The sequence below is a fragment of the Bacteroides cellulosilyticus genome (assembly GCF_020091405.1).
Taxonomy (GTDB): domain Bacteria; phylum Bacteroidota; class Bacteroidia; order Bacteroidales; family Bacteroidaceae; genus Bacteroides.
Genome location: NZ_CP081903.1, coordinates 2,369,303 through 2,391,145 on the forward strand (window position 1 = coordinate 2,369,303; position 21,843 = coordinate 2,391,145).

10 protein-coding genes are annotated in these 21,843 nt (G+C 43.0%); all 10 read left to right on the top strand.

Translation table 11 applies throughout. The features are described from left to right. Positions 1-95: 95 nt before the first annotated feature. The 10 genes from K6V21_RS08180 (at position 96) to K6V21_RS08225 (ending at position 21,840) form a co-directional block, all read left to right on the top strand. Entirely contained in the window at positions 96-2,978 is a 2,883-nt protein-coding gene (locus K6V21_RS08180; protein WP_217713500.1) for a TIM-barrel domain-containing protein, read from the top strand. A 159-nt stretch (positions 2,979-3,137) separates the two neighbouring features. Then, positions 3,138-5,726, top strand: a complete 2,589-nt coding sequence (locus tag K6V21_RS08185; RefSeq protein WP_224321473.1) for a sugar-binding domain-containing protein — start codon at positions 3,138-3,140, stop codon at positions 5,724-5,726. Positions 5,727-5,910: 184 nt separating this feature from the next. Then, a complete protein-coding gene (locus K6V21_RS08190) occupies positions 5,911-8,124 on the top strand; it encodes a glycoside hydrolase family 3 C-terminal domain-containing protein (protein ID WP_224321474.1) in 2,214 nt (737 codons plus the stop codon). A gap of 523 nt (positions 8,125-8,647) precedes the next feature. After that, on the top strand, positions 8,648-9,274 hold the full coding sequence (locus K6V21_RS08195) for a DNA-binding protein (protein ID WP_224321475.1): 627 nt from the start codon (positions 8,648-8,650) through the stop codon (positions 9,272-9,274). 458 nt (positions 9,275-9,732) lie between these two features. After that, positions 9,733-12,024 carry a GH92 family glycosyl hydrolase gene (locus K6V21_RS08200; RefSeq protein WP_408912680.1) on the top strand — a complete coding sequence of 764 codons (2,292 nt, stop codon included), beginning with the start codon at positions 9,733-9,735 and terminating at the stop codon, positions 12,022-12,024. Positions 12,025-12,053: 29 nt separating this feature from the next. Next, complete coding sequence (locus K6V21_RS08205; RefSeq protein WP_224321476.1) at positions 12,054-13,460, top strand: SGNH/GDSL hydrolase family protein; 1,407 nt, start codon at positions 12,054-12,056, stop codon at positions 13,458-13,460. Positions 13,461-13,619: 159 nt separating this feature from the next. Further along, complete coding sequence (locus K6V21_RS08210) at positions 13,620-15,455, top strand: sialate O-acetylesterase (RefSeq protein ID WP_224321477.1); 1,836 nt, start codon at positions 13,620-13,622, stop codon at positions 15,453-15,455. Positions 15,456-15,579: 124 nt separating this feature from the next. Further along, positions 15,580-17,175: a sulfatase gene (locus K6V21_RS08215; protein ID WP_408912682.1), complete on the top strand. Its 1,596-nt coding sequence runs from the start codon at positions 15,580-15,582 to the stop codon at positions 17,173-17,175. A gap of 203 nt (positions 17,176-17,378) precedes the next feature. Beyond that, on the top strand, positions 17,379-18,344 hold the full coding sequence (locus K6V21_RS08220) for a FecR family protein (RefSeq protein ID WP_224321478.1): 966 nt from the start codon (positions 17,379-17,381) through the stop codon (positions 18,342-18,344). A 52-nt stretch (positions 18,345-18,396) separates the two neighbouring features. Beyond that, the gene (locus K6V21_RS08225; RefSeq protein WP_224321479.1) at positions 18,397-21,840 is read left to right on the top strand and encodes a TonB-dependent receptor; all 3,444 of its coding nucleotides are present in this window, start codon (positions 18,397-18,399) and stop codon (positions 21,838-21,840) included. Positions 21,841-21,843 lie beyond the last annotated feature (3 nt).

Consider the following 21,843-nt stretch of genomic DNA (forward strand, 5'->3'; position numbering starts at 1 on the left):
TCAAATAAGCCCTTTCCTTTCAACATCGGGAGGGCTTGTTTACTGTATGATTTCCTACTTTTACACTCGGAGAAAATAACTTTAAAAACAAAGATATGAAATTGAAAAACACTTCAGTTTGTTTGCTCGCAGGATGGATGCTGATGGCATGCTCCGGAGGCGGGTATGAGAAGACGAGTAACGGCATTATTGTAAATGTCGAACAACAGCAACCGACGGATGTGCGAAAGGTGAAGGTTGAAGTAATGGGAGAGAAGTTGATTCATGTGTCGGCCACTCCCGAAAAAAACTTTTCAAAGGCGGAAAGCCTGATTATAGTTCCCCAAAAAGATAAGACGGACTTCAGCGTGGAAGAAAGTGAAGATGCCGTTTCGGTAAAAACCTCAGAGGTGTGCGCCATTGTATCCAAAGCTACGGGTGAAGTACGTTTTACCGATGCTTCCGGTAACCTGATTTTGGCGGAAGATGAGAAAGGCAGGAGTTTCCAGCCTATCGAAGTGCAGGGAACAAAGGCGTATACGGTACGTCAGGTATTCCAGTCACCCGATGATGAGGCGTTCTACGGACTGGGACAACACCAGGCTGATGAATTCAACTATAAAGGTAAGAACGAGGAACTTTTCCAGTATAATACAAAGGTTTCCGTACCTTTTATCGTTTCCAATAAGAATTACGGTATTCTGTGGGATAGTTATTCGCTTTGCCGTTTCGGCGATCCGCGTGATTATGCACAGTTAAGCACTGTTTTCAAACTCTATGATAAGGAGGGTAAGGAAGGCGCTTTGACAGGAACATACGTACCCTCTCAGAAATCAACAGCGGAAACACTGGTACGCCGGGAAGATTCTGTTTATTTTGAGCATCTGAAATCGGAAGATTTGTCGAAAGTCGTGAACTTACCAGAAGGATTTCCTTTCATGGGTTCACAGGTGACGTATGAAGGCGAAATTGAGCCGATGGAGAGCGGTCGGTTCCGTTTTATCCTTTATTATGCAGGATATACGAAGGTATATATTGACGGTGAACTGGTGGTTCCCGAACGTTGGCGTACGGCTTGGAACCCGAACAGTTATAAGTTTGCCGTAGATTTGAAAGCCGGTAAACGTGTTCCATTGAAAATTGAATGGATTCCTGATGGATATGTATCCTATTGCGGTTTGCGTGCATTGTCTCCTGTATCTGCTGAAGAACAGAACAAACAGTCGTGGTGGGGAGAAATGCAGAATGAAATCGATTATTATTTTGTTTATGGCGAGGATATGGACGAGGTAATCAGTGGATACCGTGCTTTGACCGGAAAATCACAAATCATGCCGAAGTGGGCGATGGGATACTGGCAGAGCCGCGAACGTTATAAGACGCAGGAAGAAATACTGGATGCTTTGAAGGAATTCCGTAAACGTCAGATTCCCATTGATAATATTGTGCTCGACTGGAGCTACTGGCCGGAAAATGCCTGGGGCAGTCATGAGTTCGACAAAGCTCGTTTCCCTGATCCGAAAGGAATGGTAGATTCTATTCATGCCCTGAATGCCAAGATGATGATTTCCGTTTGGCCAAAATTCTATATGACTACGGAACATTATAAAGAGTTTGATGAAAAAGGCTGGATGTATCAGCAGGCCGTTAAAGACAGCATCCGTGACTGGATTGGCCCCGGCTACGTCGGTTCTTTCTATGATGCTTATGCTGAGGGTGCACGGAAGCTGTTCTGGAAACAGATGGAAGATCATCTTTATCCCCTCGGAATTGATGCCTGGTGGATGGATGCCAGTGAACCGAATGTACGCGACTGTACGGATTTGGCTTACCGGAAAGCTTTGTGTGGTCCGACTGCTCTCGGCCCGTCCGATCAATATTTCAATGCGTATGCGTTGATGAATGCTGAGGCTATTTATGACGGGCAACGTGCCGTAGACAATGACAAGCGTGTATTCTTGCTGACTCGTTCGGGATTTGCCGGATTGCAACGTTATTCTACCGCAACATGGAGTGGCGATATCGCTACCCGTTGGGAAGATATGAAGGCACAGATTTCTGCCGGGCTGAATTTTGCAGTCAGCGGTATTCCTTACTGGACAATGGACATTGGCGGATTTTGCGTAGAAAAACGCTATGAAGACGGACAAAAGGAATTCAACAGGACCGGAAAAGAGAATGCGGACTATAAGGAATGGCGTGAGTTGAATACACGTTGGTATCAGTTTGGCGCATTCTGCCCGTTGTTCCGTGCACATGGACAGTATCCGTTCCGTGAGGTGTGGAATATAGCTCCCGAAGGACATCCGGCTTATAGTTCTATAGTGTATTATACGAAGTTGCGCTATACGATGATGCCTTATATTTATTCATTGGCCGGGATGACTTATTTTGATGATTATACGATTATGCGTCCGCTGGTAATGGACTTTACGGCAGATACAAAGGTGAATAATATCAGTGACCAGTTTATGTTCGGTCCGGCGTTGATGGCGGCTCCGGTGTATGAGTATGGTGCACGCAATCGGGAGGTCTATTTCCCGGCAACTTGCGGTTGGTATGATTTCTATACCGGTAAGTACATGGCTGGTGGGCAACAGTTGAAGGTGGACGCTCCCTATGAACGCATGCCGCTCTATGTACGCGAAGGGGCTATTGTGCCTTACGGACCGGAAATGCAGTATAGTGATGAGAAGCCTGCGGAAGAAATTACACTGTATGTATATGCGGGTAAAGATGGTGAGTTCACTTTGTACGAGGATGAAGGTGTGAATTACAACTACGAAAAAGGACAGTATGCCACTATCCCGTTTACTTACAATGATGCGGAAGGCACTCTGACTATTGGTGACCGTGCAGGAGAATTTCCCGGTATGCTGAAAGAACGTATATTCAACGTTGTAAAGGTAAGTAAGGATAAGCCGCAACCTTTTGACGCGAAGGCTAAGGGTACGGTGGTGAAGTATGATGGGAAGGAACAGAAGGTGAAGCTGTATTAAGTTACGAGCTACGAGCTGCCAGTAACGAGTTGCTGCGCTATAAGGGCGAATAAGTATTCGCCCGGCTATCACGCCGAAAGGCACTTGTCACTTGTAGCTCGTAGCTTGTCACTTAATTTAGCGCAGAGCGCTAAATTCTCATTTTATAGAATAAATGACATGAAAAGATTATTGCTAATACAAATATCCTGTTTTCTTCTTTTTCTGACGGTGGGAAGCTGCACTTCCGCTGAGAAGATGACGAATGACCGTCGACAGGATTTCACCGCTGACTGGACTTTCCATCTGGGAGATGACTCTGCGGCATCCCGTCCCGATTATGACGACACGGCATGGCGGATCCTCAATCTTCCACATGACTGGGCCATTGAAGGAGAGTTCAGCAGGGATAATCCTTCCGGAACAGGAGGCGGGGCATTACCCGGTGGTATCGGTTGGTATCGCAAAACGTTTACTGTTGACAAAGCGGATGAAGGCAAGCGCCTGTATATTGATTTTGACGGTGTATATATGAATTCGGAAGTTTTCATCAACGGTCATTCCCTCGGTGTGCGTCCTTATGGATATGTCTCGTTCAGTTACGATCTGACTCCCTATATCAAGTGGGGCGGAAAGAATGTAGTTGCCGTACGTGTGGACAATGGGGAACAACCTAATTCCCGCTGGTATTCGGGATGTGGCATCTACCGTAATGTATGGCTTACGAAACTTAACCCCGTGCATATAGCGCAATGGGGTACTTTTATCACGGCGGAAGATGTGTCGAAGAACAGTGCCCGGCTAAACATACGTACTAAAATACAGTATGATGCGGCCGCTCAACTGCAAGATTCCGTGAAGCAGGCGGATGGCACGTATGTTGTTTTTGACTCGGAAATTGTTCCCCTGGCAGATGTCGTGTTGCAGTCACGGCTGATGGATGCGGAAGGGAATGTTGTGGGTGAGGTTGCATCGGAACTGCAAGTGATACCTACCTGTCTGAACGAGGTAGAACAGGAAATTGTAGTGAAGAACCCTAATCTCTGGAGCGTGAACACTCCTTATATATATAAGGTGAACAGTATCCTTATTGATAAGATAACCGGTAAGGTACTGGATAATTACTGTACGAATACCGGTATCCGTACCTTCCGTTTTGATGCACAGAAAGGATTTATTCTGAATGGAGAACGGCTGAAGATTAATGGTGTATGTATGCATCACGATCTGGGGTGTCTTGGGGCGGCAGTCAATATCCGCGCTATCGAGCGTCAGCTGGAGATACTGCAAGAAATGGGCTGTAACGGCATTCGCTGTTCTCATAATCCTCCCTCACCGGAACTACTCGATCTTTGTGACCGTATGGGATTTATCGTAATGGATGAGACGTTCGATATGTGGCGCAAAAGAAAAACGGCTCATGACTATTCCCGCTACTTCAACGAGTGGCACGAACGCGATTTGACGGATTTGATACTTCGCGACCGTAACCATCCTTCTGTTTTCATTTGGAGCATCGGTAACGAAGTGCTGGAACAATGGTCGGATGCAAAAGCGGATACGCTGACCTTGGAACAAGCGAACCTGATTCTGAATTTTGGTCATGATCAGAGTATGCTGGCGAAAGAAGGTGAGATGAGCGTGAACTCTTTACTGACGAAGAAACTGGCAGATATGGTAAAAGCCCTCGATTCTACTCGTCCCGTTACGGCTGGCTGTAATGAACCGAACCCGAATAATCACTTGTTCCGTTCGGGAGTATTAGATCTCATCGGCTTCAATTACCATGATGATTGGTTTGCCGGTGTGCCCGAGAAATTTCCCGGTAAACCCTTCATTGTGGCGGAAAGTGTATCAGCACTGATGACACGTGGCTACTACCGGATGCCGAGTGACGAAACTGTTATTTGTCCTGAACGTTGGGATAAACCTTATTTTGATGATAGTTTCTCCTGTTCTTCGTATGATAACTGTCATGTACCTTGGGGGAACAGCCATGAGGGCACGATGCGCCACGTGAAAAATAATGATTTTATCAGCGGACAGTATGTCTGGACCGGGTTTGACTATTTGGGTGAACCGACTCCTTACGGTTGGCCTGCCCGTAGCTCTTATTTCGGCATTGTCGATCTGGCCGGTTTCCCGAAAGATGTGTATTATCTCTATCAGTCGGAATGGCATCCGGAGAAAAAGGTATTGCACCTTTTTCCGCATTGGAACTGGACACCGGGACAGGATATAGATATGTGGGCTTATTATAATAATGCGGATGAGGTGGAGCTTTTTGTAAATGGCGAGTCACAGGGCGTGCGTACAAAAGGTAAGGATGATTTTCATGTCGTATGGCGTGTGAAGTATGAACCGGGTGTGGTAAAAGTCGTTTCCCGCAAGGATGGAAAAACGGTATTGGAAAAGGAAATACATACAGCCGGAGAACCTGCACAGATACGCTTGACGGCTGATCGGAATGAAATCAAATCAGATGGCAGAGATCTTAGTTTTGTAACAGTGGAAGTACTGGATAAAGATGGTAATCTTTGTCCGAATGCCGATAATCAGATCATGTTCGATGTGCAAGGTGCAGGATTCATTGCCGGTGTAGACAATGGTAGTCCTGTTTCAATGGAGAAATTCAAAGCTGATCATCGCAGGGCTTTCTATGGGAAGTGCCTGGTGGTTGTTCAAAGTGATGGAAAATCCGGAGGCATCAAACTGACGGCTACATCCGAAGGATTGAAAACGGCAGTGACCGCTATTAAAGCAAAATAAAAGTAACTTGTTAGCGGAATTCATTCATAACGGTAGAAGAATAAAGCTACGAGCTACAGGCTACAAGCTACAAGTAGCTGCGCTATGTTCCGAAAGGCACTTGTAGCTTGTAGCCTGTAGCTCGTAACTGATTCAGAAATGAATTCCGCCAACGACTAAAAATAATATCTTTAATGTAATAATAATGAAGAAACAACTCTTTTCAACTCTCCTGTTTGCTTGTTCATTGACTACTCTGACAGCGCAAACTCCTGTATATTTAGATGATACGCAACCCATTGAAGCACGTGTAAAAGATGCTCTCAACCGTATGACACTGGAAGAGAAAGTAGCCCTTTGCCATGCGCAGAGCAAATTCAGCAGTCCCGGTGTGCCCCGTCTTGGTATCCCCGAGCTTTGGATGAGTGATGGACCTCACGGTGTTCGTGCAGAAATCAACTGGAACGATTGGGGATATGCCAAATGGACTAATGACAGTATTACTGCTTTTCCTGCTTTGACTTGTCTTGCCGCTACCTGGAATCCGGAAATGTCTGCCATCTACGGCAAGGCTATTGGTGAAGAAGCTCGTTATCGGGAAAAAGATGTTCTTTTGGGCCCCGGTGTTAATATCTATCGTACTCCTCTAAATGGTCGTAATTTTGAATACATGGGGGAAGATCCTTATCTGGCAGGCGTAATGTGTGTACCTTATATTCGGGAGATACAGAAAAACGGGGTTGCCGTAAGTGTGAAACACTATGCTCTGAACAATCAGGAGTTATGGCGTGGACACATTGATGTGCAACTAAGCAACCGTGCCTTACACGAAATCTACCTCCCCGCTTTCAAGGCTGCTGTGCAGAAAGGCGGTGCCTGGACCGTGATGGGAGCCTATAACAAGGTGCGTGGTCAGCATGCCTGCCACAATGATCTTTTGCTGAATAAGATTTTGAAGAATGACTGGGGTTTTGACGGCGTAGTCGTAACCGATTGGGGTGGTGCCCATGATACTTACGAAGCAGCCATGAATGGCTTGGACATCGAGATGGGATCCTATACCAACGGTCTGACCTCAGAAAGTGCATTTACCTTCGACGATTATTATCTGGCTAAGCCTTATCTTCGGATGTTGAAGGAAGGTAAGGTGCCTATGAGTACAGTGGATGATAAAGCTTCCCGTATTCTTCGCCTGATATTCCGCACGGCGATGAATCGTCAGAAACCGTATGGTTCGCTGACAAGTGAAGAGCATTATCAGGCTGCCCGTGAGATTGGTAATGAGGGTATTGTGCTTCTGAAAAACACACCTGTCCAGAAAAAAGGCACCCCTTTGCTGCCGCTTGATGGCTCTAAATATCAACGTATACTGGTAGTAGGTGACAATGCTGTCCGCTTGTTGAACGAAGGAGGCGGTTCTTCTGAACTGAAGGTAAAAGATATGGTATCTCCGCTCGATGGCATGCATACTCTTTATGGTGATAAGGTAGTTTATACGAAAGGTTACGCTGCCGGACGTCCGATGTATGGGCGTGCAGAAGAAATTCCCCAGTCGGTGATGGATTCCTTGCGCACAGCAGCAACTGAACTTGCCAAAGAAGCCGATCTTGTGATTTTGTTCGGCGGATTGAATAAGAATCATTTCCAGGATTGTGAAGCCGGCGACCGTGTGACATACGGTTTGCCATTCGGACAAAATGAACTGATTGAATCTCTGTTGGGAGTCAATAAAAATATGGTATTGGTATTGTTGAGTGGTAATGCCGTGGAAATGCCTTGGCTGAATAAAGTTCCGGCCGTCCTGCAAGGCTGGTATCTGGGATCTATGGGTGGCAATTCACTTGCTGATGTACTGAGTGGTGCGGTGAATCCCAGCGGAAAACTTCCTTTCTCCTTTCCTGTGAAATTGACGGATTGCGGTGCACATGCATTTGACGAATTGAGTTATCCGGGTGATAGTATCAAGCAGGTCTACAAAGAAGATATTCTGGTAGGTTATCGCTGGCATGATACCAAGAAGATTCCCGCCTTATTCCCTTTCGGGTATGGTTTGAGTTATACGACTTTTGCCTATGGCAAACCGGTAGCTTCTGCTAAAACAATAACTGCTGACAATTCTCTGACTGTGACTATTCCTGTAAAGAATACGGGTAGTGTTGCCGGAAAGGAAGTCGTACAACTGTATGTGGGAGATGAAAAATGTAGTGTTTTGCGTCCTGTGAAAGAGTTAAAGGCATTCCAAAAGATAACTTTGGCACCGGGTGAAAAAAAAGAAGTAACCTTCACCATCACCCCGGATGATTTGAAGTTCTATGATGAAGCTGTTGACGGATGGACGGCAGAACCGGGTAAGTTTAAGGCTTATATCGGAGCCTCTTCCGCAGATATTCGTGGAACGGTTCCGTTCGAGTTGAAATAAGATAGTGATTGCTGAATGGGGAAGGGGTGTGGAGTGTTTTTCGCATTTCTTCTCCATTTATTATATTCCCCTTTATTACAAGCCCTTTGCAGGGCTTTTTTCGATAATATCTATCGAACCTACAGTTAGAAATTTCTTTTTATTTTTCTGCAAAATCAATCAGTTTATCAGGCAATATGTTTCACAAACTCACGGATTCGTCTGCCACAGTATGTCTACTACTGGGGATGTTTTGCAAATCTTTATCTATTTTCTTAGGCATTTCTATTGCTTTTGTTGCGGGAGCTTAGTACATTTGTATACGAATACTATTTCTTTCCACCACGGGGATTTTTCCTTTCTTCCACGGTGGAAAGAAAAAATCCCCGTGGTGGAAAGAAACTTTCTCCATGATAGAAAGAATAAGCGTTTGCTGCGATTTCCCTTAGCCGTCGTAGGAAAAAGAGATAGAAATGGCGGTGCGGCCACTTAACCCCGGCACTTCATGTTTTCTGACGTGGAGTACCCCGTAAAAAACATATAGATGAGTGCATATTATGATCTTTTTGAGAAGCCTGACATTCGCCAAACCGGTGAACAGCAACCCCTTTACGCCCGTTTCATACCTAAAGGAACCATTGAGCGGAAAGAATTTATAAACCGTGTCCACCTTTTCACCGGCATCAGCCGCAGTCTGTTGGAAGGCGCTATGGCTTCCTTTATGGATGAGTTGCGCGACTGCCTTGCCGATGGCTGGACGGTGGAACTGGGCGAACTTGGCTATTTCACCCCCTCACTGAATTGCCGTCGCGAAGCAATGGAAAAGAAAGAACTGCGTGCCGCTTCGGTGACGCTTCGCGGTTTGAACTTCCGTTTGGGGAAGGAATTCTATAAGGAATTGCATAAAAAGATGCGATTGGAACGTCATCCGCAGTCGTCATCCAAGCCCGAATCTTCTACTCCGCTTCTGTCCGTAGAGCAGCGTTTCCGGTTACTTGACGAATACTTGCGGCAGGAACAGCCCTGCATCAACCGTGCACAGTATGCCCGTCTGACAGGACGCAGCGTGAAACAGGCGGTTACGGACTTGAACTTGTTTATTGAGGACGGGCTGTTGAAGAGGTGCGGAGCGGGGAGGAATGTGGTGTATATGAGAAAGATCCAGAAATAAAAAGAGTATTGCTGATATTTGTTAATAAGTAAGTGCTTATAATTAGTTCACATAATAATTAGGTAGCTAAATTATCATTTATAGTACGAATTAATTTTGATAGAGTACTTAAACTAAATATTTCATACTTTTGATATGCCAAGAGAGGCTTTGTTGGATTTGCAGATTAATTGCATCGGTTAAAGGTTGTAGGCTAAGCTGATCGATAGCTTCAGTTTTTAGCAGTTATAATAAATGCAAATCCTCATATTTATATATAGTGATTCTTTTCAATAGTGTAAAAACTTTATCTGCTTTCCTCCGTCACATTTCTAATATCGTGTGTGGAAATGATATTCATATGCGTGAAAGTTAATTGCCGGTTGCGGCAAAAATTACTGCTTTATATTATTTTGCATTTTATTTTTGGGGGATTTATACTTATCCTTCGTCATTTAAACAAAACTATCAAAATTCTTATGAAAAGTTGTACTATGTTTAAATGCGTTGTTTCTATTTCTTTAATACTGCTTTTTTTGTTTGTGGGAAAGAATGCTCAGGCAAAAGATCTGGTGAAATATGCTAATACATTACAAGGAACAGATTCTAATTTTGGATTGAGTTGGGGAAATACATATCCGACAACGGCACTGCCTTATCCCATGCATGCTTGGTCAGCGCAGACCGGAAAGAATGGTAATGGATGGAAATACCAGTATGCGTCAACTACCATCAGGGGATTTCAGCAGACACATCAATGCAGTCCATGGATGGGAGATTATAATGTCTTTTCTATAATGCCCGTGATTAATCGATTGGAGGTAGATGAAAATAAGCGGGCATCTGCTTTCAGTCATAACAATGAAATAGCAAAACCACATTACTATCGTGTAAAGTTTGATAATGGTGTGGTAACAGAGATGTCTCCTACGACACGATGTGCCCATTTGCGTTTTTCTTTTCCCTATTCACAAAAGGCCTATCTCGTGTTGGATGGGTATACCAATATGAGTAGTGTCAAGATTGATGTGGAGAAACGCCGTATTACTGGGTATGTAAACAATGGGAAATGGGCGCCTGAATCCTTCAAAGCCTTTTTTGTTGTTCAGTTTGATAAACCGTTTGTTTCTTGTGGTACTTGGGAGAATAGACAGAATACAATAAAAGAAGGAAATGTTGCAGATGAAGGAAAGGGAGTGGGAGCATATATTGAATTTTCCAAAGGGGTAAAGGTGGAAGCTCGCGTGACTTCTTCTTATATAAGCGTAGAGCAAGCCGAACTTACCTTGAATACTGAATTAGGAAGATTTACGTGTTTGGAAGATACCAAACGTAATGCTTTTCAAGAATGGAACAATCTGTTTAACCGTATCCTGGTAGAGGGGGGCAGTGAGGAACAAAAAGCCACATTCTATTCCTGTCTGTTTAGAGCCAACTTGTTTTCTCATAAATTTTATGAAGAAAAGAGTGATGGAAGTCCTTACTACTATAGTCCGTATGACGGAAAAATACATACTGGCTATATGTATACGGACAATGGTTTCTGGGATACGTTTCGTTCACAATTTCCTTTAACTAACATCTTGCACCCTACCATGCAAGGACGCTATATGAATGCTTTGCTTGATGCTCAGGAACAATGTGGTTGGTTACCCTCTTGGTCGTTTCCATCTGAAACGGGAGGTATGTTGGGCAATCATGCCATCTCCCTGCTTGCAGATGCTTGGGCGAAAGGTATTCGTACTTTCAATCCCAAACGGGCATTGAAAGCTTATGTACACGAGGCTATGAATAAAGGCCCGTGGGGAGGAGCCAATGGACGTCAGGGTTGGAAAGAATACTATCAGTTGGGTTTCGTATCTTATCCGGAATCTATGGGGGCTACTTCCCAAACTTTAGAATATGCTTATGATGATTTTTGTGGCTATTTGATAGCGGAGGCTGCTGCTGATGATTTTTATCGTGATATTTTTGGTAGGAATATGTTCAATTATAGAAACGTATATGACCCTTCCGTTGGCTTTATGCGTGGAAGAAAGATTAATGGCGATTGGAGTGAGTTTGACCCCTATGAGTGGGGAGGTCCCTATTGTGAGGGGAATGCTTGGCACTATTTATGGTCCGTATTTCATGATGTGCAAGGTTTGATAGACTTGCTGGGAGGCGATGATAAATTTGTGGCAAAAATGGATTCTGTATTTTCTGTTCCCAATATCATTAAATATGGAACTTATAAGACTAAAATTCATGAGATGTTGGAAATGGAATTAGGGAATATGGGGCAGTATGCCCAGGGAAACCAACCTATCCAGCATATGATATATTTGTACAATTATGCTGGTGCTCCTTGGAAAACTCAATATTGGATAAGGCAGGTGATGGATCGTTTGTATAATAGCACGGAGAAAGGCTATCCTGGGGATGAAGATCAGGGTGGAATGTCGTCTTGGTACGTATTAAGTGCTTTGGGAATATATAGTGTATGTCCGGGAACAGACCAATATGTTTTAGGAAGCCCTCTGTTTGAAAAGGCGACTATAACTCTGGAGAATGGTAACGAATTTGTGATTGAAGCCAAAAACAACAGCAACAAGAATGTGTATATCCGTTCTACCACTCTGAATGGGAAAACTTATACGAAAAACTACATTACTTACCAAGACATAATTGAGGGAGGTACTTTATTTCTGGAAATGGATGATAAACCCAATATGTACAGAGGTATAGGTCAGGGAGACAGGCCTTTCTCGGTAAGCACGAGCAATAAGTGATTTGTTGAACTATAATTTTTTGACTAAAGATGAAAAAATGGAGATTGTATGTCTTGTGTATTTTGTTGGGTTGTATGAAGATGCAGGCACAAACGTTGCCTATGCCCTTTCAAAAGGGCGATAGGGTGGTGTTTTTGGGGAACAGTATTACCGAAGGAGGTCATTATCATTCTTACATTTGGCTTTACTATGTTACCCGTTTCCCTGAATCGCGTATGCAGATGTATAGCGCAGGTACTGGAGGTGATGCCTCTTGGAATATGCTGGAACGTCTTGAAGAGGATGTTTATGGTAAGAAGCCTACGGTAGTTACCGCTTCTTTCGGAATGAACGATAGTGGTTATAGTGAATATTTGAAAGACGATGTGGAGAAGTTTGTTTCCAGTCAGTTGTTACGCGTAGATACCGCATTCAGGAAGATGCAGGACATCATGTTGGCGCATAAAGATACCAAGGTGATTTTAGTAGGTGGGCCACCTTATGATGAAAAGTGGCAGAATGATAAGAATAAGCCACTTCCCGGTAAGAATGAAACGATGAGCAGAATTGTGGAGATGCAAAAGAAAGCCGCAAGCAGGAACGGATGGGCTTTTGTTGATTTTTTTAGCTCGATTGAGGCGGTTAATAAGGATCGGCAAACAAAGAATCCGGCTTTTACTTTGACTCAAGGGGATCGTGTTCATCCGGATAATCATGGTAACATGCTGATGGCTTATTTTTTTCTGAAGTCACAAGGTTTGGCTGATAAACCGGTAGCGAATGTCTGCATCAATGCTGCTACGCGAAAGGTGTTGAATACAGAAAATTGCTATGTTAGTAAACTAAAGCAAGACAATGGAATTGCATTGGCATTCAATTATTTGGCAAAGTCTTTACCTTATCCACTTGACACAGTGCCGCGTGGCTGGGGAAAAAAGCATTCACAATTTGAAGCTTCCGAATATATTCCCATTATCGAGGAATTGAACCAAGAAATATTACAAGTGAAAGGACTGCAGCCAGGGAACTATATGTTGAAGATAGACGGACATTTTATAGCAACTTTTGATGCCGGTGCTTTGGGGAGTGGCATCAACATGGCTGTACTTTATAATACTCCTCAGTATCAGCAGGCTGTAAAGGTGATGCATCTCAATGAGGAACGTTGGAACATAGAGAAACGTTTTCGAGAATATGCCTGGACGGAATTTCGTATTTTGAAACAAAAAGGTATGTTGTTTCAAGATAATCTAGCTGCAATGGATACTTTGCGCACCAGTGTGCATGAGAATATTTTTTTGGCGGGGCATCTGGATAACTTTTCCAAAATGATGTATCCTGAAATCCGGGAGGCATGGCAAGACGGGATGGACTTATTGGTAAATCGTATGTATGAACTGGCGCAGCCCGTGGTACATCGGATAGAACTGGTGAAGGAAACAGAAACTTGCCAATAAATTATTGATTTATATTGAACCAAATTATTTAATGACATAGTAATGAAATGCGCTAAATTTATATTGATATTTTGTATCTTTTTGGGGAGTGTTTCTTCAGGAACCGCTAAAGTCACTTTACCCCGTATATTTTCTGACAATATGGTATTGCAAAGGAAAATGCCTATTCGTATATGGGGGAATGCTGATGCCAAAGAAATTGTAAATGTAACCTTAAACGGCATTTCGCAATCGGCTACAACAGATAAATCAGGGAAGTGGGAAATCGTTTTGCCGGCATTGGAAGCAGGGGGGCCTTTTACGGTACAGGTAAAAGGCAAAGAGAACGAAATCTTATTTGATAATGTTATGATTGGCGATGTATGGTTGTGCAGTGGACAATCGAATATGGAATTTTCTCTGAAAGGTTCCACTAATGCTCGTAAGACCATCCGGCATTCGGATAATAAGCATATACGTTTGTTTACCGTACCTAAAAACATACAGACGGCTGCGAGAGGTGATTTGCCCGAAGGAAATTGGGAAGAATGCAATCCTCTTACCACTCCTGATTTTTCAGCGGTGGCTTATTATTTCGGTGAAGCACTTCAGAAAGAGGTGGATGTGCCGGTCGGCTTGATCAATTCCTCGTGGGGAGGGACCGATATTGAGACATGGACGAGCTGGGAATCTGCCATGGCTAATCCCGTATATATGGTGCATGAGGGAAAAAGTCTGGAACAGGCGATAGGCTACTCCACCCGTGATTTGGAACGTTACCACCAGGCTCTGCGTACGAAAGACAAAGGTATGACAGAGCGTTGGTATGCTGCTGATCGCGATATATCGGACTTAAAAACTTGTGAATTACCTTCTGCCTGGGATGGCGAATTGGCTAATGAGGATGGTATCGTGTGGTTTTATAAGGACGTAGTGTTACCACAGTCCGTATCCGGACTTTCAGCCTTGCTTTCATTGGGTTCTATAGACGATAGAGATGTGACATTTGTGAATGGAATAAAGGTGGGGGGTACAAACAATTGCTTTTTCGGTCGTAGGTATACTCTGAACCCCGGTGTATTGAAGCCAGGCAGAAACCGTATTACCGTAAAAGTGATAGATATGGGAGTGAAAGGTGGTTTTACAGGGAAACCGAAAGATTTATTTCTCGAAGTGGGTGGTGAGCGTTACTCATTGGTTGGAAAGTGGCATTATAAGCCCTCAGTTCTTACTTCGCACTACGGATTAGGGAATCTGGGTAGTGGCCCAAATGCTTTTTCTTCTTTGTTGTATAATGGTATGATAGCTCCGCTGGTGGGATATAACCTCAAGGGAGTCATCTGGTATCAAGGGGAGAACAATACAAATCGCGCCTACGCCTACCGTAATTTGTTTCCTTTAATGATAAAAGATTGGAGGAGACAATGGGGTTACGATTTCCCTTTCATTTGGGTACAGTTGGCAAACTTCATGGCGGTGGATACACAACCGAAAGAGAGTGAATGGGCGGAATTGCGTGAGGCGCAGAATATGGCTCTGTCTTTGCCTGTTACCGGACAAGTAGTGATAACCGATCTTGGTGAAGCAGGAGATATCCATCCTAAGAATAAAAAAGATGTAGGGCAACGTTTGGCGGCCAATGCTTTGCAAGTGGCTTATGGTAGAGATAGCATTGCTTCCGGGCCGCTGTATCGTTCAATGGAGTTGGTCCCAGGAAAGATAATTCTTTCTTTTGCCAATATGGGCAAGGGGTTACAAGCCAAAGGCAATAAATATGGCTACCTCAATGGTTTTGCCATAGCCGGTGATGACCGTAAATTTGTTTGGGCAAAGGCCTATATCGAAGGTGATAAGGTGGTTGTGTTCAATGAAGCTCTGAAGCGTCCGGTGGCTGTGCGCTATGGATGGGGAAATAATCCGGATGATATGAATCTGATAAATAGTGCTGGTTATCTGGCTTCTCCTTTTCGCACGGATAGTTGGTCGGGGGTGACACAACCCACTCTCTATAAATGATATTTGTTCTTTTTGCATTTTTAGGAACTGAAATTTAAAAAGTGTCTGAGGTTAGGACTGCCAGAAGATGGTTGGAACATACTTTTGAGAGGATTGTATTAATAATTATTTAAATTCACAAGATATGAAAAATGTATTATCTCCATTTTTATTTTGTTTGCCCGCTTCTTTAGTAGGCGGCACTCAAAATTGTTATGCAGGGGAGGAGGAGTCAACGTCACCCCAAAAAATGAATGTAGTTTATATTATGACAGACGATCATTCATATCAGACTATTAGTGCTTACGGTGGTATATTGGCAAAATTGGCTCCCACTCCAAATTTAGATCGTTTAGCGGAAAAAGGAATGCTTTTTGAACGGGCATTTGTAGAGAATTCACTTTCTGCTCCTTCCCGTGCTTGTCTGATGACCGGATTATACAGTCATCAGAATGGTCAGCGACAGCTTTTTGGACAGATTGATACAACTAAGACTTTTTTTTCAGAGATATTGCAGCAGCACGGTTATCAAACGGCAGTTGTTGGTAAATGGCATTTGCAATGTGAACCCAAGGGATTTGACTATTATGAAGTGCTGTATGGGCAGGGTGAATATTATAATCCGGAATTTAAGAATAAAGAAACAAATGGAAAATATGTAAGGCGTGATGGATATGCTACACGGTTGGTGACGGATTATGCTATTGATTTCTTGGAACATCGCAAATCTGACACCCCTTTCTGTCTGCTAGTCCATCATAAGGCGCCTCATAGGAATTGGATGCCGGAGCCTAAATATCTTGATCTTTATGAGGATGTAGAGTTTCCTTATCCGGATACCTTTGATGATGATTACGCCACACGCTGCCGGCCTGCCTATGAACAGGAAATGCAGATAGATAAGGACATGACTGCTGTTTATGATCTAAAATTAAATAAATTGAAGGATACCGCGCCTTATAGTAAGGAGTGGAATGTAAAAGGCATGCAAGAGTCTATTGACCGCATGAAACCCGAAGAACGTCTTTTATGGGAGAAGGCTTATGACAGGCGACTTGCGGATTTTAAAAGTCTGCAGTTGACTGGGAATGAACTGAAAAAATGGAAATATCAAGCATATATGAAAGATTATCTTCGGTGCATCAAATCAATAGATGATGAGGTCGGACGATTGGTCGAGTATCTGAAAGAACATAATTTGATGGAGAATACTGTAATAGTATATACATCAGACCAAGGATTTTATATGGGAGAACATGGATGGTTTGACAAGCGTTTTATGTATGAAGAGTCTTTAAGAACGCCACTTATTATTTATTATCCCGGAATGAAAAAAGGGAAAAAATGCAGCAAGCTGGTACAAAATATAGATTATGCTCCGACTATTTTGGATATTGCCGGAATTGATAAACCGGATTATATGTCCGGAGAGTCTTTGATTCCTTTGTTGAAGGGGAATACGCCTAAGAATTGGAGACGGGATATTTATTATCATTATTATGATTATCCGGCTCAACACAAAGTACGTCGACATGATGGAGTACGTGACGAGCGTTATAAATTGGTTCATTTTTACGATGCAAAGAACAAAACGTATGATTGTAATGAGTTATATGATTTGTTGAAAGATCCTCGTGAGCTGAATAATGTTTATAATGAATCGAGCTATAAAGAAATACAAAAACGTTTGCAGGACCGTCTTGATTGCTATAGAAATGAATTGAAAGTTGATGAACATTAGTTCTGGGGCCTTTTTATTCATAAGTTTGACACTTGGAAAGCTTGTATTTCAGGCTTTTCAAGTGTTTTGTATTTAGTGTTATCGGGTTCTTTTCACTTCTGGACGGTAGAGAAAATAAAAAAATAAATATTTTCCTTGGGGGATGATTTATTTTTCATCGTCCTATAAATGAATGTATGATAAAAGCAAAATTTTAAGGTATAATGAAAGATAATGATTTTAATAGGTATTTTACCGGAAACATGACTGATACGGAAAAGCGGGCTTTTCTTGTGGAGGTTACAGCCAACCCTGCGTTGCGACAAAAATATATTCGCATAAAAAATATGATGGGACTGGTGGCTTATACTTCGGATTTGGATAATAAGAAAGGTAAAGGTGCATCTGATATGTCGGGCGTAAGGATGAAAACGTACAAGATGAAACGTTACTTCCATGATGCGTTAGGATATGCAGCTGTCGCTTTGATTGCAGTAGGGATAACTTTATTTTTGACTTTGCAGGTTGTATCGACTAATGAAGAAACGCAGTTGACGAAAATTGAAGTTCCGGTTGGACAGAAGGCTCATGTGTTGTTGAGTGATGGTACTTCTGTGTGGCTGAATTCAAAAAGTAAGTTCAGTTTCCCTGCCGTATTTAATGGTGATAAACGGCAGGTTTATTTGGATGGGGAAGCTTATTTGGAGGTTGCTAAGGATGAAGACAAGCCTTTTGTTTTGCATACCAGCAGAGGGGATGTGCGCGTGTTGGGTACAAAGTTTAACGTGTTTAATTATTCGGATAAGCCACTTTTTGAAACTACTCTTTTGCAAGGTGCGGTGGAGGTAGATTGTGGAGCAAAAGGAGGCAAATTGCATCTGTCTCCCAATGAGCAAGTAGTGTTGAACGATGGAAAGATGTTGAAGCGAACCGTAAAGGAAGATGAATTCCTGTTATGGAATGAAGGACTTTTGTATTTCGACAACCAGCTCTTAAGTTATATTATACTACGGCTGGAAAGTTATTACGATGTGAAATTTGTGGTGCAGAACCGTAATTGCTTGAAAGGACGTTTTACGGCTAAGTTCCGGGTGGGAGATGACATAAAAGTAATACTGGATGCTTTGATTAACACGGGGCGTTTCTCATACAAGTTGAGTGTAGATAATAAGATAGTCTACATACAATGATATTGATTGGTGATTTTATCAATATATAGTTAATTTAAAAATAGGTTTTGTTATGGAAAACACTTCACTTGAGATGCTTTCGCGAAGGCTTCCTGAAAGGAACTGGCGGAAAGCATGCGTGCTGCTGAACCTTTGTCTATTGTTGGGAAGTACGCCCAATTTGGCAATGGCTGCTAATGTGCCGACTCCGACCGTAAAGGTCAGTGTCCAAACGGTAAACGCTACATTGAAGAGCGTGTTAAATGATTTGGAGAAGCAGTCGGGGTATTATTTCGTCCATTCGGATGATGTCAATGTCAACCAACCCGTCAGTTTGGATGTGCGTGGCATCAAACTGAAACAAGCTCTTGAGATGATTTGCAAAGACCGAGGATTGGTTTATGAATTCTCCGGCAAGTATATCACTTTGAAAAAGGCTCCCCGTGAAGTAAAGGCTGTGGCTCAGAGTGAAAAGAAGAAAGTTGTCAAAGGGCGCATTATTGATAAGGATGGAGAACCGATAATTGGTGCTACTATTCAGGTGAAAGGTGGTACGACTGGTGCCATTGCCGATGTTGAGGGCAACTTTTCTCTTGAAGTGGAAGAAGATGCGACTTTAGTTGTGTCCTATATAGGTATGAAGACCGAGGAGATTACTGCTCGTGGAAAACAGACGTTGAGCATAGTTTTGCAGGAAGATGCTGTCTTGATGAATGAAGTGGTGGTTGTGGGTTATGGAACACAGAAGAAAGTGAATTTGACGGGTGCTATTGCCACGGTGGGAACCGAACAATTGGTTCAGGCACATCGTCCGAATCTCTCCAGTGCATTGGCCGGTAATCTGCCAGGTATCCGTTCGGTGCAAAAAAGTGGTCGTCCGGGTGAGGACGGGGCTACAGATTTGGATATACGTGGCTTTGGTAGCGCTTTGGTGATTGTGGATGGTGTGGAATCCGACTATAAATCCATTGACCCCAATGATATCGAATCGATTAATGTGTTGAAGGATGCATCAGCTGCTGTATATGGCTTTAAGGGTGCAAATGGAGTTATTTTGGTTACAACCAAGAAAGGCAAAGAAGGGAAAGCTAAAGTGAACTATAGTTTTAATATGGCTTTACAGAGCGCAACACGCATGGTGGAAGTGATGGATGCTGTAGAATATATGACTTACATGAATGAATCGAATGCCAACCGTGGTTTGTCTGAGGCTTTTTCTCCTGATGTTATTCAAGAGGTTGCCAATGGCACAAGTAAGCAGTATTTCAATACGGACTGGAATGATTTGGTTATGCGTAAGAATGCGCCGATGCAAACACATAATATTAATGTATCGGGCGGATCGGGCAAGTTCAGATATTTCACTTCATTTGGCTATCTGCATCAGGACGGTATTGTACGCACAAACGATACGTATGAACGTTTGAATGTGCGTTCTAATCTGAGTATGGATATCATTGAGAACCTGACGGCAGACTTGAATTTGAGTGCACGCCGTGAAAATCGCCATTCGCCCGTAGCAATAGGAACCGGGGGGGCGTTTGATGATAAATTCTCATCGGGGGTATTTACTAATATGCGTACAGCTTTGCCTTACTACGAACCCTATGCCAATGGGAACAGGAAGTATTATAATTCGGTGCAGGATGGTGTGATTAATCCGTTAGTGGCATTGGATGAGGATGTAGTAGGTGCGAAAATATCCCATGCGGAACAATTTGCCGGTCAATTTCAATTGAAATACGACTTCTCTAAATGGGTGAAAGGACTTTCTGCCCGTGCTGTAGTTAATTATGAACGTAATTCTACGTTGGCAAAAGAAAACCCCAAAGCATTTAGTACTTACTCGTACGACGCGGTAAACGACACTTATGTGGAAAAAGAGCAAAGTTCTACGAATAAGATAAACCGTTATCATGATACCAACAGCTGGCTGACGCAACAATACACGCTGAATTACAATAACAATTTCGGAAAGCATGACATTTCAGCTTTGGCGGTATGGGAAACCAAGAAGTATGATCGTGAATATTTTAAGGCCGAAGGTGAACTGGACAACACTTTGATTCCTGAACTGGATGCTTCGAACTCGAATAACCGTATGATAAGCGGCTCGTCTGAAGAGAAGGCATGGGCGGGTTTGGTGGCTCGTATTAATTATGCTTACGATGCCAAGTATTTGATAGAATTAAGCGGGCGTTATGACGGTTCCTACAAATTTGCTAAAGACAAGCGTTGGAATTTCTTTCCTGCAGTGTCTGTAGGTTGGAGATTGTCTGAGGAGAACTTCATCAAAAATAGTACTGATATTTTTGACAATATCAAATTGAGAGCTTCATTCGGAATAATTGGTGATGAGGTGGATGCTAATCCGGGTAATTATTTGGAAGGATATACTTATCCGAGTGGTAACCGTTATGTATTCGGGCCAGGTAATGTGATTTCCGGTGCAAAAGACAAGGGTTTGATTAATCCTAATTTCACTTGGTATGAATCTCGCTTGACTAATGTGGGGATAGACGTTTCGATGTGGAAAGGAAAACTGGGATTGGAATTTGACGTATTCTACCGTAAACGTACCGGTTTGAAGGCTACGTTGGGATCTACATTGCCTACTTCGTTCGGAGCCAACTTACCGGAACAAAACTTGAATAGTGATTCTCACAGAGGTTTTGAATTGGTCCTGTCGCACAAAAATACGATTAATGATTTTCATTATGAGCTAAGGGGTAATCTTACATATACTCGTAAAAAGAACTTGTATAGGGAACAAGCACCTTTTAAAAATGCTTATGACAACTGGAGACATAACGGTGCAGAACGCTGGGAAAATATCGGTTGGGGCTATAAGGCTGTCGGGCAGTTCGGAAGCTGGGAGGAAGTTTTATCCTCACCGGTACAAGACAACAATGGGAACTTGTCATTGATGCCCGGTGACATTAAGTTCGAAGACTATAATCGGGATGGTATTATCAACGAGCTTGACGAACAACCTATCACGAGAAACGGTACACCCGAGATGTTCTTTGGTCTGAATATGTTAGCTTCGTACAAAGGATTTGACTTTTCCATGCTATGGCAGGGAGCCAGCAATTATACATTTACAATTTTACACAAAGAGCCTTATCAACAGAGTGGCAGAGGTAATGGTTACCGCATGTATGAGGATAGATGGCATCGTACCGATATGAATGACATGAACAGCCAATGGATACCCGGGCGTTTTCCCGCCATTCGTGCGGAAAGTAATCCTGCATCAAATGGTAAAGCTTCGACTTTCTGGTCCCCCAATATTTATTACCTGCGTCTGAAGAATATAGAACTGGGTTATACATTGCCTAAGTCTTGGGTAAATAGGTGTGGTGTGCAAAATTTGCGTTTTTATGTGGGTGGTTACAATTTGCTGACTTTTGCTCCCTCATCGGTGGATGGTATGGATCCGGAAGGCAATGCACTTTATGGCATGTATTATCCTCAAACAAGGACTGTGAATTTTGGTTTTAATTTGGAATTTTAAACT

Excerpts from the sequence above, each read along its gene's own strand:
- K6V21_RS08180 (WP_217713500.1), top strand. The coding sequence starts at position 96 with ATGAAATTGAAAAACACTTCAGTTTGTTTGCTCGCAGGATGGATGCTG.
- K6V21_RS08185 (WP_224321473.1), top strand. The coding sequence starts at position 3,138 with ATGAAAAGATTATTGCTAATACAAATATCCTGTTTTCTTCTTTTTCTG.
- K6V21_RS08190 (WP_224321474.1), top strand. The coding sequence starts at position 5,911 with ATGAAGAAACAACTCTTTTCAACTCTCCTGTTTGCTTGTTCATTGACT.
- K6V21_RS08195 (WP_224321475.1), top strand. The coding sequence starts at position 8,648 with ATGAGTGCATATTATGATCTTTTTGAGAAGCCTGACATTCGCCAAACC.
- K6V21_RS08200 (WP_408912680.1), top strand. The coding sequence starts at position 9,733 with ATGAAAAGTTGTACTATGTTTAAATGCGTTGTTTCTATTTCTTTAATA.
- K6V21_RS08205 (WP_224321476.1), top strand. The coding sequence starts at position 12,054 with ATGAAAAAATGGAGATTGTATGTCTTGTGTATTTTGTTGGGTTGTATG.
- K6V21_RS08210 (WP_224321477.1), top strand. The coding sequence starts at position 13,620 with ATGCCTATTCGTATATGGGGGAATGCTGATGCCAAAGAAATTGTAAAT.
- K6V21_RS08215 (WP_408912682.1), top strand. The coding sequence starts at position 15,580 with ATGAAAAATGTATTATCTCCATTTTTATTTTGTTTGCCCGCTTCTTTA.
- K6V21_RS08220 (WP_224321478.1), top strand. The coding sequence starts at position 17,379 with ATGAAAGATAATGATTTTAATAGGTATTTTACCGGAAACATGACTGAT.
- K6V21_RS08225 (WP_224321479.1), top strand. The coding sequence starts at position 18,397 with ATGGAAAACACTTCACTTGAGATGCTTTCGCGAAGGCTTCCTGAAAGG.